Consider the following 18,315-nt stretch of genomic DNA (forward strand, 5'->3'; position numbering starts at 1 on the left):
ATTAATACATGAAAACACTTAAACAGCATATTTATATTATTGCAGGGTTACTTTTATTAGGCGCCTGCAAGCCCGAGATCCATACACCAAAACCGGTTGCCGGCTCGGCCGATTTCTCGAGGTACATATCGGTGGGCAATTCGCTTACAGCAGGCTATGCCGATGGTGGCCTATATCTTGCAGGCCAACAGGTATCCTACCCCAGCATTATTGGTAAACAAATGCAAGCCGTGGGTGGCGGAACGTTCACCCAGCCATTGTTTAGCACCGCTCAGGCAAACGGATCGGGCTATTTATCATTAACCGGGTTTAACGCCGATGGTACACCAATAACCACAGCGGTTACCTCAAACCTGGGTATCCGTGGCCAGGTAACTGTTCCTGGTTTTGGCAATGTTATTTTATATACCAAATACTCGGGCGATATTAATAACTACGGTGTACCGGGTATTAAACTGTTGCACATCACCTATGCACCTTATGGCAACCTTAACGGATATTTTGAACGCTTGCTACCCGGAAACCCGCCAACAAACTCAACCACCTATCTTGATTTTGTTACCGCGAAACCATTTACCTTTTTCTCAAACTGGTTAGGGAACAATGATGCTTTAAGTTATGCAACATCGGGCGGTGCCGGAGATGTACTGACAGATAAGAATACCTTTGCTTATTTGTACAACGTATTGATAACTACCCTAACCTCCAAAGGCCAAAAAGGCGTAGTTGCCACTATACCCGATGTAACTTCGATACCCTTTTTTAACACCATCACCGTATCGGCAATACTGGCCGGAGTTCAAAAAGCGAATCCCGCAGTGCAGGCCCTGTATATTAAAGCACTGGTTTCGGGTAGTACATATACACCACGCGCGGCAACAGCCAATGACCTTATTGTACTCACCTTCCCTACAAGTAAAATTGGCCAGCCGGTTGCAACGCCTTTTGGCAACCTGCCTTATGGCTTAACCCCTTATACCCCCATAGACAACCAATATGTGCTTGATGAAAAAGAAATTGCCCTTACCGAAGACTATGTTACATCATACAACAATACAATAAAAACGATAGCCGCAGCAAAAGGCCTGGCTATTTTTGACGCCTACACGTTTCTGCGGAATATAAAACAGAACGGACTGGTTGTAGATGGCGTAAGTGTTAATTCCAATTATATAAGCGGTGGCCTGTTTTCGCTGGACGGGGTGCACCTTACGCCACGCGGTTATGCTATAGTAGCCGATGAATTTATCAAAGCCATTAATGACAAATACAATTCGTCTATCCCGCGGGTAAACATATCAGATTATAACGGGGTAAAGTTCCCTTGATACAGTTGGCGGTTTTCGGTCGGCAGTACGCAATTTACAGTTTGCCAGCTGGGGAACATCTAATAGGCGTTCGATAAACCACCATTACTTATGCAAAAACAGGATAGGCTACTCATATACGGGTAGCTTATCCTGTTTTTACTTTTTTTGAGCCATGATTAACTCTTTCAATTTTTCGTTGCCATTAATAGCTTTTAATCCTTCTTCGTAGCCTATCATATAAATTTCGTCCATCGCATCAGTGTCAAAAATACCGTAGCCACCTAAATTATGTGGTTCAATAACTATATCGCACAGCATTTTCCGCGCACTGAGGCTTGAATTGATGGTTATCATAGCGGCCCTATCAACCAGGTTGCCAAATGACTTAATGCTGCTAACCACCGGTAAATGATTACAGGACGAGCCAATGATCAGGTCGCAATTGCCCACTAATGGCTCAACCGGAAAGTTATTGAGTATCCCTCCATCTACATACATATGGTTGTTAATTGTAATAGGCGCAAAAATACCTGGCAGGCAGCACGACGCCAAAATTGCCGTATCCAGCTCGCCATCGGTAAAATAAACCAATTTTGCTTCACCCAGATCGACGGCCGAGATTGTAACATGGGTTTTGAGATTTTGAAAAGAGTTATGCGGAATAAATTTAGATATCAAAAAACGGGCCTTTAAAATCGAAATTAAACCATGACTGCCAAAAGCAGGGCGCAGCAATTTAAGCAGGCTATTTTCTTTTAACATGCGTAATATTTCTTGCGGGGCATATCCGTCGGCAAAAAAAGCTGCGGCTATTGCCCCGGCGCTTGTGCCGGATATATGCGAGAATTTAATGCCTTGATCGGTAAGCGCTTGTAACACCCCTAAGTGAGACACACCTCTTACGCCGCCACCTGAAAGTGCCAATCCAATTTTTTTTTCCTTATATTGATCGATACGTGGATCCATTATTATTTTTTTATGTGCCTTCATCAGTGCCAAAGGTATCTGAGGGCCCCAATTCGCATTTTACTTTAATTCAAATAAGGTTAAAAAATTCGTCAAATCATATTTTAATATGTTTTAAACTGACCGGCAAAATACGATGCACGATAACAAAACCGTCTAAAACGGAATTTTAACATATTAAGGATTATGTAGCTTTGGGAAAAATGTTATCATCGGTTAGCGCCTGGGCCGTTTAGCCCGTTGAGTTTTTGAACCCTGATCGGGTTTCCTGGAAAACGGCCTTGCGGGTTCTTGTTTTTGTGACGTTTCGTTCCCGGTGAGTCTTACACTTATCGTCCGGCCGTCAATAACGATACCGTCCAGCGCTTCAATTGCTCTTTTTGCACCAGCGGGATCAAGCACTGTTACAAATCCAAAACATCTACTTTCATTCGTATCCTGGTCACGGACAATTGTGAGCGTTCCTACAGTGCAATAAGTTGTAAAGAGTTCTAATAAGCTGATCTCGTCCATTTCGCGTGAAAAGCCTACCACAAATAATTTAGCCATAGGGTTAAAGATAATCGATAAAATGTTAAAGTAGCGCGGCTTTTGCATATTTATTTAGGAGGTTACTGTTACCCCCCATGTAGCACCACCTGGCCGTTCCGGCTTAGGAAATTTGGCTAAGCCACACAAAACAAATTAAAAATAATTATAACTATTCTTCAACTAAACACATAGCTTTATCTTTTGAATAACCTGCTTATTTCAAATCATTTATAAACCTATGTTAAAAGTTTCCTTCAGTTTTTTATTTATTTTTGCTTTTTTAGCTATGTCCGGCTATTTAACCGGTACCATTTTTCAACAAGAACAAGGGCGGCCTAAGCCCGCGTTGCCTTATCAAAAAACGGCTGCCGGTGGCCCGCAACCGGATTCTTTACATTGGCCGGCCGGTTTAACCGTGAACACATTTGCTGGGCCCGACCTTACGCCAAGTCCTGCCTGTATCGCGACGGCGCCTACCGGCGAGGTATTTGTTGGTATAGATATGATTGGCTCATTAGGCAAAACCCCCGGCAAAGGAAAAATTTTGAGGCTGGTTGATAGCGATAACGACGGCAAGCCGGATAAGCATACCGATTTTGCCGAAGTGGACGATCCGCGGGGAATACTGGTAATGGGCGACCAGGTTTTTGTGATGCATACCGTTTTTAGTAAAGAAACAGGTAAAGCAACCGGGATGAACCTGGAAGTTTTTGAAGATAAAGACCGGGATGGGATTGCCGATGGGCCACCCAAACCGCTTATTGAGCATATAAGCAATGCGCACATGCTGGCCGAACGGGGCACAGACCATGCCACCAACGGTATCCGGATGGGCATTGACGGATGGATTTATATTGCTGTAGGCGACTTTGGCTTTCATGACGCCATTGACCGCAGCGGCAAAAAACTGACAATGCTGGGTGGTGGTATTGTACGGGTACGGCCAGATGGAACCGAGATGGAAATTTATACCCACGGAACCCGTAACATTTATGATGTAGCCATTGACCCTTATATGAATATTTTTACAAGGGATAATACCAATGATGGCGGCGGGTGGAACATCCGCTTTTCTCACCATATTCAATCGGCTGAGTATGGCTACCCCGTATTGTTTCAGCATTTTACCGACGAGATATTGCCTGCCCTGGTTGATTTGGGTGGAGGATCGGGCACCGGTTCTTTATTTATGGACGAACCAACCTGGCCTGAAAAATACAATCATGTGCCCATGACAGCCGACTGGGGACGAAGTGAATTGTATATCAACCGGTTAACAGCCGATGGCGCCAGTTTTCAGCAAAAAGAAGAGGAATTTATATCGTTGCCACAAATTACAGACCTGGATGTAGATGGTTCGGGGCGGCTCTATCTTTCGGCTTGGGATGGTGCAGGTTACTCGGGCGATCCGGCCAAAGGTTACGTGGTAAGGGCGATACCCAATAATTGGAGCTACAAAGCTTTTCCCGACCTTAAAGCTGCTTCAACAAGCGAGTTGGCCGCTTACCTGAAATCGGCAAGTGCGGTTACAAGGCTAAATGCCTCCCAGGAATTAATTACCCGGCCTGCTGACGAGGCCGGGAAGCTCTCGCTGGCTATTGCTACTGATGCTACCCTGCCATTATATGCCCGTGTAGCAGGTTTGTTCACGTATGCCCAGGCAACCCGTGAAAAAGGGGTGCCAGCATTGGTACAATTATCGGGCGATAGCGGATTAAAGGAATTTGCCTTAAGGGCAATGGCCGACAGGAAACGGAGCATAAAACAGATACCTTTGGAGCCCTTTTTAGCCGGCCTGAAAGATCCTTCTGAACGCGTAAGGGCAGCGGCTATTGTAGGATTGGGCCGACTTGACAACCTGGTAGCAGCACAGCCATTGTTAGCTACGCCTGTTCCTGCAAGTTTTGTGGCACCCGGCAAGAATGAGGAAGGCCCACATGCCAAACCTAATTCTGCAATTATTCCGGCGCATTTAGCGGTAAGGGCGCTTGTTAATTTAAACGCGGTTGATGATTGTGTTAAGGCTGTTGGTAGCGCACATGCCACCCTGGCGCTATGGGCTTTAAGGTATATGTATGATACCAAAGCGGTAGATGGTTTAATAGCGTCGTACTCAACAGTTAAGGATGAAAAAACAAAAAAGCAAATACTGGTAACCCTGTCACGCCTGTACAAAAAAGAAGCTGATTATGATGCTTCCTGGTGGTGGGGCACAAGACCAGATTCGCACGGACCAATTTATAAGGGTGTAAGCTGGGATGGCTCAACCCGGATCGAGCGGTTTTTAAAAACTGAATGGACAAAATCGAGCCCGAAAGGAAAACAGTTTTTTGCAGATTTAAACGCCCGCCATCAAATGGGGATTGCGGCGTTTGGCGGCGAAGAAAAAAGTGTAGCAACCAAAGAAGTAAAGGTAGACCTTGCAAAAATCGTTAACAAGAAAGGTCAGATTGGGAAATCCTCTATCGAGGATATTATGCTGATGCTTGCCAAAATAAAGGGCGACCCTTTTAAGGGAAAGGTTCTTTTTGCCCGCCAGGGCTGTATAGCATGCCACAGTTTAACCAGGGCCGAAAAACCGAAGGGTCCGTTCATGGGGCAGATAGGCTCTATCATGACACGGCAACAAATTGCAGAATCGGTTCTTAAACCGAATGCATCCATCTCACAGGGTTTTGCTACAGTCATGATATCTGCAAAAGGAAACAAAAGCTATATGGGTTTCATTACCGAAGAATCGGCCCGGAAAATCGTGATGAGGAATATTGCTGGTGAAGTTTTTACCATTAACACTGCCGACATTTTGAGCCGAAAAGAATTGAAAACATCCATGATGCCAACCGGTTTGGCCAATGCTTTATCTTATGATGAGTTTGCATCCCTCGTCACTTTTCTTTCACAACAAAAAAACTAAGCCTGTTGCCAACACGTGCCGGGCTGATTGTTTGGCATGTGATTGGTGTTATTACAACCCTTTTAACGCAAAAAAGCCGCTCATGTTTATGAGCGGCTTTCGGGTGGACCATAGTAGAAATTTCAACCAGGTTTACGTATGGTTATCACGTTATGTTAGGGACAAACAAAATTAAATGTCACATTAAATAAAAACAATAATCATAAAATTGCTCATCAGTACTGCTTAAGAGGCCCCTAAATTTGATTTAGATTTATGTATCGTGTAAGACATCATTGCCGTTAACTTCGGTCGACGGAATAACGATTAAGAACGGAAATATTTGGATGGTACGGTGTATCATTCAGCACCAAACTCATCTTAACACACCGGCAGAAGCATTAACCGCCCGGGCGTTAGCCATAATGAAATTGCTACCGGAAACCAGGATACCTGCTTCAATTTGTTTGTTAACGTAATTTGAAAACCTGAAAGCCCCTTTTAAATTTAAATGGCCGGGATCGGCAAATTCATCATCCCGTAACGGAAAATTATTAAAATCGATAAGTTTAACGTCGCTAAAATATCTATTTTTAATATCCAGATAAATTTTTTCATTGTGCCGGTATTCGTAATATTTGTATTGTGGGCTCCTAACCAAAAACAATTTTTTCTTTCGTTGTTTACAATAATCAATAATTTTCCTCAGGTATATCAGGTTAATATATGACAACCTTGATTTCAAAAAGCGGGCTTTATCTAATTCATGGGTCAAGCTATCGCCCTTGCTTAATGTTTGGGACCGATCCAATTTCAAATACCCTCCCATCCTATCTGCAAAATTATAGTTAAAAGTTATTGCGTTGAACAAGTTTTGCCTTGCGGATATGGATATACAATTGAAAAAAACTCCACGATCATGTTTAAATAAAACTTTGATATCTGAGGCATCCATAAATGATGAGTATAACGGGAACATATTAGACATGTATTTATAATCCCAGGTCCAGCCGTTCATTTTTTCATCAATCTGATTGTTTGAAAACTCAATCAATACCGTTTCAATTTGGGGATTTTGAGTTATTACTTTTTTAACTTTTTGATAGGTATAAAAATAGGGCTCTGCCGAGTGCGACAGGTTTTTTAAACCGGTTATCAAAGAATCATTAAAAGCGCATTCGGGATGCGAATGGCCAAACAATACAATTTTATTTTTTTTATTAATCTTAAAATCCGAAAATCTATCGACCAGGCAGGCTGGTATAGCAACTATACCACATAACAGCGTTAAACTGGTAAAAATAAAAAGCAAAGTATTTTTCAGAAAAAGCTTCATTGCTTAAAATTGAAAGTAAATAAATTGTTGTTCTTTGCCGGTAAAAAGGAAAATCAAAAAGACTAAAAGGTAGTAAAAAGCCATCCTGTAGGAGCGTTTTTGCAATTTAGGCAATGCCGAAATTGCGTAGGGGTTTTCGCGGCCGAGCCATTCAACTACCAGGAACAGTATTACCAGCAAAATGGTTTCAAATAACTGGCTTCGGTTAACATCAAGATTGAAGCCCGAAAACAGAGAGGCAGAAAATATTTTTGAAATATAGCTTAGTGCATGTGTTACGCTATTTGCTCTAAAAAATATCCAGGCAAATACCACCATCATGAAAGTTAAAACGATATGAGCTAACTCTGCAACGGTGGGTAAAAGTTTACCTTTGGCCACAATTTCCAGGTTATTTCTGTTTGTTTTTAAGATGATTGAGGGCATTATGAATAAAGCATTTAAAAAGCCCCAAACAATAAATGTCCAATTGGCGCCGTGCCAAAAACCACTTATTAAAAAAATGATAAAGGTATTCCTTATTTTCATCCAGGTGCCTCCCTTACTACCGCCCAAAGGCACGTACAAATAATCGCGAAACCAGGTTGACAGTGAGATATGCCATCTTCTCCAAAACTCCGCTACGTCTCTTGAAAAATACGGGAAGGCAAAATTCCTTAGCAGTTCAATCCCTAACAATCTTGCTACGCCGAGTGCTATATCTGAGTAACCGGAGAAATCGCAATAAATTTGGAATGAAAAAAACAAAGCGCCCAATACCAAGGTACTACCGGTATAAGCGGAGGAATTTGCAAAAATCATATTTGCATACTCTGCGCACTGATCTGCTATAACTATTTTTTTAAATAAACCCCATAATATCTGGCGTAAGCCATCCGCCGCTTTGTAATAATCAAATGAACGTTTTGTTTTTATTTGCGGCAGCAAATGTGTTGCCCTTTCAATGGGCCCGGCCACCAACAGCGGAAAGAAACTGACGAATAGCGAATAGTCAACAAAGTTTCTTTCGGCCTGTATCCTATTTTTATAAATATCTATTACATAGGATAAACCATGGAAGGTATAAAAAGAGATACCAACCGGTAAAATTACCTTTAAAGTCCAGGGGCTTACGTGCAAGCCAATGTTTGCAGAGAACTGTGCAAATGACGAAGCAAAAAAATTATAGTATTTAAAAACACACAGAAAACCCAGGTTTATTATTACACTAAGCCAAAACCACATTTTTTTTCGTCTATTACCATCAGAACCCGCCATTTTAAGCCCGGTAAAATAGTCTAACAAGGTTGAAAAGATTAATAGGAAGAGAAAACGCCAATCCCAGCAGGCATAAAAAAAGTAACTGGCAAAAAGCAGTAACAAGTTTTGCGTTCTTAAGCTTTTGTTAAATAATAACCAATAGAGGCCAAATACAACGGGTAAAAAAATTGCAAAGCCAATGGAGTTAAAAAGCATAAAACAAGAATTGATATTTTAAATGATAAGGAATTGTAAAACTCAATTAAACGTGTGCTCAAGATTGAAAAGCAGGTTTAACAAGCCCCTGAATTTTTGATTGAGGCTTTGGCTTAAGTAGTTAAAGTAACCGGCAATATTAAATTACTCCAGATGAAAAATTCAATTGGATAGCGACAATACCATGTATTGCTATTGCTGATTTGCCGGTTTACTAATTGCTTGGTTTTTATTGCATTTGGCCTTCTTAACGCTTAAATCCCTAAACGCATCCTTTTTGTTCGTAAACAACATCACGAACAAAAATTCAATAAAGCTGCACATACTTAATAGTTTTTAAGTATGTGCCCAAAAATGCTTCTTTTATTAAAGAGTAGTTTTTTATTTATAATAACGAGCTGATTGAATATTCAATTTTTACCTTCGTGGCTCAACACCTCGTTAAATTTTTCAAGCAGCTTAATATATTTATCCATCCAATAGTAGGTGGCGTCACGTGGTTGCTCTTTACCTACCAGGCGCTCAAAACCACTATCTGCATTTACAGAATTGATTTTCCTGGCAAAGGCATCTGGAAACTCCTTTGAAAAATCGTGGTCTATCACAAAACCAATCTGGCAGATAACATCCAAACTCAATTTTTTTGTTTCAAACCAATTATATAATGTACGACGACTAACATTTAGTTTGCGCGCAATTTCACTAATTCCCATATGATCTCTCCTCACAATACGTTCAACTATTTGTCCATAGTGCAAATCATTGCACACCGTTGCCTCGATTGTGGTGCCACCATTATCGAAATAGTCATTTACCGAGTAATCTTTAGTGCTGATCATAAAATACATCGTTTAGGTGAAAATTATATTATAAGAATTTTGTACATCAAATAAAATTTGTTGAACATGAATAACAGCACCAGGGGCGAGTGCTAATTGATTTTTTTAATAATAATTTAGGCGTTCAATTGAAAATATTGGTCGGTCTTTACAATTGATTTTTTTATTAAATTTAGAGACATTAGAACAATAAACCAACCTTTTAAAGTCCAATTAATAACTACAAAAGGTCTGAAAAAGAGATATTTAACTTTAAATTACAGCCAATTACGTAAAATTTCATAATAAGCAAATATCGTTATTCCGTAGCTGAAATCATTCAATTTTTATGCCAAATCCGGAGAAACGGGTTGTTATAAAACTTATTAAATCACGATCATTGCCGGCCTGGAAGGTGCAGTTTTTTACATTAATTATTTTAAAATAATGCTCAGCATCACCTGATTTTGCCGTAAATTGAATAAATGGAATTTTGTTTGTGTACAAATAGCTAAACATTGTTTTGTAAACATCAAACCCATTCATACCTGGCATAATAATTTCGCATATAACCAAATCAGGCAAATACTCTTCCAGGTAACCAATCGCACTAAAACCGTCACTGGCCTCTAAAATTGTATATCCTTCAACCGAAAGAAGATCAGCGATATTTTTTCTGGTCACATCATTATCCTCAATGAGCAAAATATTGTTCATAAACAACCTGGTTTTGATAATAAAAAAATGTTATGCCAGCTTTGGGGAAATTGGCGGCATTATTTTAGAAAGTTATATCTATAAGAATACCCGATAGTTTCTCGCATTTGCCATCTTTAAACTCCGGATAACCGGCTACTTTCACCTTCAGCAGGTGTCCTTTGGCCGTAATCATTTCAAAATCGCCGCCAAAAGGTTTTGCGTTTAACATGGCATTTTTTAAACCGATGGCTGCCCTGTCACGATTCTCGCCCTCTTTATAAAAGCTAATGGCAGTTTCAAGATCGGGCGCAAAATCAGCCGGTACCTCAAGCATTTCCTTTAATACCTTGCTCCAAACAGTTGTATTGTCTTTAAAATTCCGGCTCCAGGCGCCTATACGCGCTATCTTTTGTGTTTTATTAAGTATTTCTAAAACTTCTTTATTTTCATTGATGCTAAGCCTAAAAGGCACGTAGTTTTGCGTCATAATCATAAACCCGCCTACTTCCTTTGAATCATCATACCAGGGTCTGATATCCCAGTGCATCCATGATAAGGTTCCATCCTTTTTTTCGACGATGCCATCATCAAAATAAATCTCGCCCTTGAGGCAGGTGGGTAGCAGGTCTTGAAATTGTGACGGAAACTCAGGCAATAGCTCATATAAATTACATCCGGTAATATCTTTATCTTGCAAATCATAATCTTCAATCCATTTCAATGATGCAGCTATAAAATGCATATCTATATCAAACATGGCAATGGCTATTGGCTCTTGCTCGATAAAAGCCTTGTAATTTATAACCTGGGGGCCTGCAGAATGATGATTTGAAGATTTATCTTTTAAATATTTTTGGTAACATTTTGAAAAATTAGAAGGGTTTGAAAAATTTAATAAAGATGCCATTTGCGATTTATTGTACCTTTTTTCGGCAATGTAGCGCTCGGCAAACTCCATTTGAAGCATGCGATAGTATGAAAAAATAGTATCGTTGTATTTTTCTTTAAAATCCCGTTTCAGCTTTGATTCGGATATAAAATGTTTTTTTGCAAGCGCAGCTATACTCGGGAACCCCGTAAAAATCCAGGATCTCAGGGTTTGAATAACCTCATCAAGATTATGATCGGTTGGATTCAGAAAGGCCTTTTTCTGCGGCAAATGTTCGTTATCAACTATCTTCTTTTCCATTGGGTTTAGTATTACAACCTGTACAAAAAAGCCATCAACCTGCCCTTCTACAAAATTTGGTGTATAAGTGGCACGTGTATTCATCATTTGCCCGCTACGATCCTGCAAAAACCGTTCAAAAACCTGCACATGTCCGTTTAAAGCGCCATCTATATACTTTAAGTTATTTTGATATAGTGATTGTCCGAGTAACTCCCACAAATACATTTTATTTATCATTGCTTCAGGTTCAATGCCAAACCAATTTCTGTAGGCATCATTCGCAAAACGGCAGATAAGATTTTTATCCCAATACCCAAGCATCGCATCGCTGTGCTTTAATAGCCCGGTGATAATTTCAATTAGAGACAGTTTAACTAAAAGCGGCATTTGTGCAAGGATATAAATGTAGCAATTTTCATAAACCCATTAATTCATGAAAAAAATCAGGTTACCAAAAGTGCAAATAACAAATTAAGTTATTGTCTTAAAGAGATATAAAAGTTGTAAAAATATGATACATGTCATTTTTTTTGGCCTTTAGCACCGTATGCTCACCGGTATCCCGGCATCCAATTTTTCATATCGCGAATTATTGCTAATAAAGTCAGGCAAAATATTTTTCATTTTGGCTACCATTAAATCAATATCCCTGCATAAATTAAGTTCAAGTAGTTCATTTACAACCTTATTAACATCGGCGTATTTTACAGGGATGGTTTTTGAAATTTTTATGTCCTTGTTGTACGTGGGTATAACTTCCTCTTCAATGTTTAGCAGCTCCTCGTAAAGCTTCTCGCCGGGCCTTAGGCCGGTATAAACAATTTTTATGTCTTCGCCAGGCACCATTCCCACTAATTTTATCATGTTGGCAGCCAGATCGGCAATTTTAACAGGCAGTCCCATATCAAATAAAAATATTTCGCCGCCGTTGCCCATTATCGCGGCTTCAATTACAAGTTGCACAGCTTCGGGTATAGTCATAAAATACCGCGTAATTTCGGGATGGGTTACGGTAACCGGTCCCCCTTTTTCAATTTGTGCTTTGAACCGTGGTATTACCGATCCGTTTGACCCCATTACGTTGCCAAAACGCGTCGTAATAAATTTAGTTTGATTTAGCACTCCATTACATAAATCGCTACAAAAAAAACGGTTGTCAAATGTTTTGCTGTTTAACGATTGAATATACATTTCGGCAATGCGTTTTGAAGCACCCATAACATTAGTTGGCCTTACTGCCTTATCTGTCGATATCATCACAAACTTTTCTACACCAAACAAGACCGATATATCGGCTAAGTTCTTAGTACCTCCTATATTTGTCAGCACCGCTTCTGTGGGATTATTTTCCATCATGGGCACATGCTTGTAAGCCGCCGCGTGGAAAACAATTTGCGGCCTGTACAATTCAAACAAGCTTTTAATACGGGTTTCGTTTTGGATATTGGCAATAAAAATACGCGCTTTGTCGGCATGTATTCCCTCTTCAATCTCTAATTGAATTTCGTGCAATGGGGTTTCGGCCTGGTCGCACAACACCACAAATTCGGGTTCATATCCTAAAATTTGCCTTACCAGTTCAGATCCTATTGAACCTGCTGCACCCGTTACTAAAACTCTTTTACCCTGTATATCATCAAAAATATGCTTACACGAGAGTTTAATGGGCTTACGTTCAAGCAAATCTTCAATTTTCAGATCCTTAAACTGCTTTAAATTAGGTTGGCCGTTTATCCATTCATTTGATGGCGGAACTGTAATTACCTTGATACCTAATTCAACACACTTTGCTATTGCCGTTCTTTTACCTTCGGTTTGTATATCTTCAGACGTTATGAACATTTTTTTGATACCGTATTTATTGTTCAACCTGGTAATAGCTGTAATAGGATAAACCCGCTTTTGCTCAAGGCACTTATAAACTTTGTCGTCGCCTGTGTCGATAAAGCCCTGAACATTTATCATAAACCCCCGCTGGCCTTCCAAAGTATTCTTTATCAGGATAGAAGATGTACCCGAACCATATATCAAAACATTTTCTTTTTCTATTTTATACCCGGGTTCATCAAAGTATTTAAAAACGTCTTTGATAACAATACGCATGCCCATCAGCAGCGATGAGGAGATAAAAAAATTGATAAACAAAACATCCCCTAAGCCTTGCAAATTTATGTTAAGATATGTTGCGAACACCAAATGATAAATTATCACGAAGGCAACAGTGCTTACAAAAACAGCTGTAAGAATGCGCAGCATGTCGCGGGTGTTTGAATGCCTTATAATATGCGTGTGTACCCGCATTACTAAAAAGATAAACACGGCGTTACTGCAATAAAATGCTATATAGTAAAGGTTGTTCTGTTCCAGATCGAGTTTACCTTTTACCGAAAACGACAAGCATAAGGATATGAGGACAATACCAAGATCGGTTAATAGTATTAGCCACCTTGAATGAAATTTGTCCTGAAACAATAAATTCCTGAGGTATATCATAGCAGTTAGTTGTTTAGGTAAAAAAATTATGCGTAGCGATAGAGTGGGAAAAAATCTATTTCCGGGTTATTGTTAATTCCTTTTTGAGCAAGTAAATTTTGATAAACGGCAGGGTTTGCAATATAACGCCAGGTGTTAAATTCAAAATGTAATTTCGAAAATGCGGCTTTCCATTCAAAAAGTTTATCGTGTTTGTAGCCAAGGCCACCACCCAAATTATAATATCTCATCCCCTCGCGCCTGCCAATGAGCGTAATTTCGTCAACCAGAAACTTTGTGGGGCTTTCGTGCAGATATTCGGCCCGCGTGCCAACCAAATGAGCCTGTATAATATCGTTGGTAAAAGTTATAATGGTGCTTGACATAACAGTGGCACCGTCATAAACCATTAGCACCCGTGCATCATATTCATTTGTATTGCATATGTTGTTAAAATATTGATCATTGAATAAATAAGAATCGGCTGCTCCTACCCTTTTCATGCTCTCCCTATAAATACCGGCAAAAATCTCCAGGGCCTTTGGGCCCTTTTCTTCTACTACCCTGAACCCCTTTTTCCAGGCATGTTTAATGGCATCCATAGTGCTTTGCCGGTAATCCTCACGCTGGTCGTCAATGCTTTTAAACAAATCAATCACTACCGTTTTGCCATTTGAATGTACCCCTCCAAATTTATCAAGCAGCTTTTGCTGCTTGTAAAAGGGATGCATTCGAATAAATAGCGAAATGTAATTGCTGCCGGAAAGAAAGGAAATAAATGCACCCCTAAAATTCTCAATAAAGCTGTCCTCAAGGTTTTCCATCTTTTTGTTCGAAACCGGGCCCGAGAATCCATAAACACAAGTAAGGTCAAAAAAATCCGTTCCAGGTATATTACGTTCAATTAACGGGAATACGATATAGTCATCGCCCTGCTGGTATACAAATAAAAGCGGCCGGGATTTACTTTCAAGTGAATTTTCGATAGTGTGATAATGCCAGGTATGATAAAAATCATATTCGGCCGCCCCCCGAATGTAGTTTGTCCACTCTTCCCTATTAAGAATGGTTAGTACTTTTGTCATAATTGGTATGGTCCTATTGTTGTATGTTAATTCTTACAGTTTTGTGCAGCTATGAACTTACTTTTGGTAATATTCATACAAATAAGGTCATCTTGTTTACCCTTAATTTCAAAGCCAGCCTTTTCATATACTGTTATGGCCGATATATTTGAGGGGTGAACCTTAAGATAGATAAGGTCCAGTTCTTTTATCAGGAAACCATAATTTAGAATTTTCATAGTTGCCTGGTAACCAATGCCTTTACCCCAATAAAGCCTGTTGCCGATAAAAAGATGTAGTTCGGCATCATGAGCGGTTAAATCTAACAACTGAACGTTACCTATATAGGTATTAAGTTCTTTAACGCAAATTGCAAATCGTGCCTGATTTTCTTTAAGTAATTCGCCCTGCAGCCAGGCGGTTTCAATCACTGCAGTAATGTAATTAACTGGTTTGTAGCCTGTGTAAATCCAAATTAACGGATCGTTGCGCCAGGCGTAAGAAACCAGTGCATCTTCTACAACCAATGGCCGTATGTATATTGATATTGTCATAAAAAAACGCGTAAGGTGTTTAACATATAATACATATCCTGCAAATTATAGCGCTGATCTATTGGTAACGGAACCAAGCAGCGGGCAAGGTAATTTTCATACATACTTTTTTTAGTCCATTTAAAAACGTTTGGCCAATAAGTAGCTACGTATATTTTTTTTTGAATTAAATGAACCTTCAAGTATTTGTCGTTGCACAAAAAGGGGTAAACCATGGGCGCACAATCCTCGGGGACTTCAAATTTCAACAAATTATACTCATGCAGGTGCTTATGTAAAAAATGAAAATTCCGCTCTCTTATCTTCGCACAGGCATCATAATCAATACCCGAAAGTATTTTTTTAGTAACCGCAGACATTGATCTTATCTCGTTGTTTTCCAAATCTTTATTACTTTCTTTAAAAGCTTCATAACCTTCCTCTATTCCACAATCAATACTTTTAATAAGGTAGGAAAACCGGTGAATGGATTTATCTATGGGTAGTTTCTTTGCCAGCTTTCTTTTAATTTGCAAATATGCCCCGTCCGAAACACCAAAAAATTTGCGGCACGAATAGAAGGTATCTATTTTGGGCAACGGCTCTGAAAAAAACGCCTGTGAGTTATCAATTATCAGGTTACTAATTTTGTAGCTTAATGCTGTAACAGTCTCTTGCTTTAGCCCGAAGTAGTTGGTATACAAAAAACAGGCATCATGTTCGATATCGAAATTAATTATCGGATCAAGATTTTTGTCAATTGAATAAAATTGGTATCTGATGCCCAGTTTATCGATGGGCTCAAGTAAAACATCGCACGTAAAATATGGGATATATATTTTAGTATATCCTTTTTGCCTTAAAATATACTCAAGGGCATTCCGTCCGGTGTTTAAATGAATCAGGTTTGGATAAAATTCATTTCCCACAGGCAATTCCAGCTCTAAATATCCACCGATGGATTTTAAAGCGGCTCTATTATTTTGCATAGCCGTAAATTAGTTGCGATTTAAAGGCTGTTTAGCCCTGATCCCGTTGATACATTCTTAGGTGCGAGGGCTGATAGTACTCTTCCAGGCTTTCGGGTACCCGGGCATTATAACCTATTACCTGGCGTAAGCCGGGATTAAGCTGCGCAACAAAGTCGTAACCTAATAATCTTGGGTAATCCATTTGCTGTTTAAAACACGGGCGGGTAAACCCTAAAGTTAATGCCCGGCGTACATCATTTGTAGTATTTTCGCCGGCTGCATGCCAAATGTTTGAATCAAACAATATTATACTGCCCTTGGGTACAATAGCTCTGTCTGCAGTGTCAAAAAAATAATTTTCGTTAGGCTGCAACGCCGATTTGTGCGAACCTGAAAGAAAATGCGTAGCGCCATTAGCTTCGGTAAAATCATCCAGTGTAACAATCATTTGTAGCAACAACTTGGCATCAGATACAAAAGTTCGCGTATCGCGATGCATGTTGCTCAGGTAAGGGTGCGCATGTTTGGAGTGTATCACCGCGTTAATACCGTTTAATATGTATTTGCCCCCTAAAAATTGTGCTATTTCATCATCACAATACATTTTTTGAAGAAAAGGAATACTAAAATTATTTCTCTCTAACAAGTGATGCAGTGTACCCTGCATGTTGGCACTTATATTATTTTTTTCCTGGATAGCTCTTCTAACTTTGTATGCTACTTCAAGGTCGGCATTTATTACATCCAAAAAAAAGTTATCAATCGCATTTTCATACACTACCCAACCATATTGGCGCATAGATTCCGGAAAAGTGCTAAATTCCTTCTCGTTATACTTAAATCTATTTTTCATATCTGTTTAATCCGTTTTATATTAATGATCTTGTTTTTAGCTGCATAATTTCCATCATGCAAGCATTAATAAGTTTCACATCAAATTTTTCTTTAGCCAGCGTTAATCCATTTAATCCATGTTCAACAATATCTCCGGGGTGCTGAATATAATGTTGAATTTTAAAGATCAGCTCGGCAACATTTTTAACAGGCACCAAAAAACCATTTGAAGCAGCGCCAGAGATGACAGTTTCGCGGCAGCCAACAGAATCGCAGGTGATAATTGCCCGCCCGGTAGCCATAGCTTCCAGCAAGCAACGTGGGATCCCCTCGCCGTAATAGGACGGAAGAACAACAACAGAGGCTTCTGAAATATAAGGCCTTACGTCATCAACTTCCCCAATATATTCTACGGTATCGCCATATTGAATTTTGAATAGAAGGTCGGCGTTAATTGAATCAATATTTTTATCAGACGAGCCTATAAGCTTGAATTTCACTTCGGGATACGCTAAACGGGTGATTCGGGCCGCTTCATAATATTCATAAATGCCCTTTGCATTTATAAGCCGCGAAATCATCAGGAAACTAATGGCACTGGTATCCGGCAATGAGCGCCGGTAATGGCTCAAATCAACCCCCGAACCGTTAACTACAAAAGCCCGGTGTTTAGGTGTTAATATTTTCTTACTGATTAGTGTTTGATAGTCGTCCTTATTTTGAAAAATGATTCTTAATGACGGACTTGCCCTTAGGCTAAATTTGAGCATTTGTTGCGCCATGCGACTCACCAGCGACTTTTGGCTGCCAGGCACAAAACTATACCCAAGCCCCGATAGCATTGGCGTTATTAGTTTTACATGGTTTAGTTTTGCCGCTAAAGTACCATAAATAACAGGTTTTAGCGTATAGGGGAAAAAAATATCGGGCCGCACACGTTTAATTAGTTTATAAAGCGCGATGGCATATTTTACATCTTCGATGATAGCAACGGTACTGCCTTTTAACTTATTCTCGTGAATAATCACGTTAAGCACATTAAGTTTTTTGCGCATGGCCAGCGGTAACGCTGGGGTAAAAACATATACCTGGTGTTGTTTAGCTAAATCCTCGATGAGTTTTCCTCTAAAATCGATTAATGATTTAGCCGAATCACAGGCTATTAGTATTTTTTGCCTGGTAACTATCATAAAAATGGTGTGATGTGGTTTAGATTGGATATTAATGTTGGCCTATTAAAGCAAGCGTATTTTTTATAGGGA

Annotated in this window: 15 protein-coding genes; 2 read left to right on the plus strand and 13 right to left on the minus strand. The window is 39.7% G+C overall.

Annotated elements, in window-relative coordinates; all coding sequences use genetic code 11:
- The first annotated feature begins 8 nt into the window (after positions 1 to 8).
- A complete protein-coding gene (locus tag PQ469_RS17335; RefSeq protein ID WP_274208803.1) occupies positions 9 to 1,328 on the plus strand; it encodes an SGNH/GDSL hydrolase family protein in 1,320 nt (439 codons plus the stop codon).
- A 138-nt stretch (positions 1,329 to 1,466) separates the two neighbouring features.
- Here PQ469_RS17335 and PQ469_RS17340 read toward each other — a convergent pair whose 3' ends face one another.
- On the minus strand, positions 1,467 to 2,276 hold the full coding sequence (locus tag PQ469_RS17340) for a patatin-like phospholipase family protein (protein ID WP_274208804.1): 810 nt from the start codon (positions 2,274 to 2,276) through the stop codon (positions 1,467 to 1,469).
- A gap of 216 nt (positions 2,277 to 2,492) precedes the next feature.
- Positions 2,493 to 2,873, minus strand: coding sequence for an RNA recognition motif domain-containing protein (locus PQ469_RS17345; RefSeq protein WP_274208805.1), 381 nt, complete (start codon positions 2,871 to 2,873; stop codon positions 2,493 to 2,495).
- 220 nt (positions 2,874 to 3,093) lie between these two features.
- Between PQ469_RS17345 and PQ469_RS17350 the strand changes: the two genes are divergently transcribed.
- Positions 3,094 to 5,721, plus strand: a complete 2,628-nt coding sequence (locus PQ469_RS17350) for a DUF7133 domain-containing protein (RefSeq protein ID WP_274208806.1) — start codon at positions 3,094 to 3,096, stop codon at positions 5,719 to 5,721.
- Positions 5,722 to 6,076: 355 nt separating this feature from the next.
- Here the strand turns inward: PQ469_RS17350 and PQ469_RS17355 are convergent, their stop codons facing one another.
- The 11 genes from PQ469_RS17355 to PQ469_RS17405 form a co-directional block, all read right to left on the minus strand.
- Complete coding sequence (locus tag PQ469_RS17355) at positions 6,077 to 7,036, minus strand: hypothetical protein (RefSeq protein WP_274208807.1); 960 nt, start codon at positions 7,034 to 7,036, stop codon at positions 6,077 to 6,079.
- Between the two features lie 3 nt (positions 7,037 to 7,039).
- A complete protein-coding gene (locus PQ469_RS17360) occupies positions 7,040 to 8,320 on the minus strand; it encodes an MBOAT family O-acyltransferase (RefSeq protein WP_274208808.1) in 1,281 nt (426 codons plus the stop codon).
- 581 nt (positions 8,321 to 8,901) lie between these two features.
- Positions 8,902 to 9,330: a helix-turn-helix domain-containing protein gene (locus PQ469_RS17365; RefSeq protein WP_177183913.1), complete on the minus strand. Its 429-nt coding sequence runs from the start codon at positions 9,328 to 9,330 to the stop codon at positions 8,902 to 8,904.
- 315 nt (positions 9,331 to 9,645) lie between these two features.
- Positions 9,646 to 10,026, minus strand: a complete 381-nt coding sequence (locus PQ469_RS17370) for a response regulator (RefSeq protein ID WP_274208809.1) — start codon at positions 10,024 to 10,026, stop codon at positions 9,646 to 9,648.
- Positions 10,027 to 10,090: 64 nt separating this feature from the next.
- The gene (locus PQ469_RS17375) at positions 10,091 to 11,566 is read right to left on the minus strand and encodes a PAS domain-containing protein (RefSeq protein WP_274208810.1); all 1,476 of its coding nucleotides are present in this window, start codon (positions 11,564 to 11,566) and stop codon (positions 10,091 to 10,093) included.
- Between the two features lie 150 nt (positions 11,567 to 11,716).
- Positions 11,717 to 13,672, minus strand: coding sequence for a polysaccharide biosynthesis protein (locus tag PQ469_RS17380; protein WP_274208811.1), 1,956 nt, complete (start codon positions 13,670 to 13,672; stop codon positions 11,717 to 11,719).
- 26 nt (positions 13,673 to 13,698) lie between these two features.
- Positions 13,699 to 14,736, minus strand: coding sequence for a GNAT family N-acetyltransferase (locus PQ469_RS17385; RefSeq protein ID WP_090652487.1), 1,038 nt, complete (start codon positions 14,734 to 14,736; stop codon positions 13,699 to 13,701).
- A 26-nt stretch (positions 14,737 to 14,762) separates the two neighbouring features.
- Entirely contained in the window at positions 14,763 to 15,269 is a 507-nt protein-coding gene (locus PQ469_RS17390) for a GNAT family N-acetyltransferase (RefSeq protein WP_090652488.1), read from the minus strand.
- Positions 15,266 to 16,237 carry a hypothetical protein gene (locus PQ469_RS17395; RefSeq protein WP_090652489.1) on the minus strand — a complete coding sequence of 324 codons (972 nt, stop codon included), beginning with the start codon at positions 16,235 to 16,237 and terminating at the stop codon, positions 15,266 to 15,268. The genes PQ469_RS17390 and PQ469_RS17395 overlap by 4 nt, the downstream gene beginning before the upstream one ends.
- Before the next feature lie 31 nt (positions 16,238 to 16,268).
- The gene (locus tag PQ469_RS17400; protein ID WP_090652490.1) at positions 16,269 to 17,072 is read right to left on the minus strand and encodes a phytanoyl-CoA dioxygenase family protein; all 804 of its coding nucleotides are present in this window, start codon (positions 17,070 to 17,072) and stop codon (positions 16,269 to 16,271) included.
- A 16-nt stretch (positions 17,073 to 17,088) separates the two neighbouring features.
- Complete coding sequence (locus PQ469_RS17405; protein ID WP_274208812.1) at positions 17,089 to 18,243, minus strand: glycosyltransferase family 4 protein; 1,155 nt, start codon at positions 18,241 to 18,243, stop codon at positions 17,089 to 17,091.
- Positions 18,244 to 18,315 lie beyond the last annotated feature (72 nt).

Origin of the sequence: Mucilaginibacter sp. KACC 22773 (assembly GCF_028736215.1) — a bacterium.
Taxonomy (GTDB): domain Bacteria; phylum Bacteroidota; class Bacteroidia; order Sphingobacteriales; family Sphingobacteriaceae; genus Mucilaginibacter.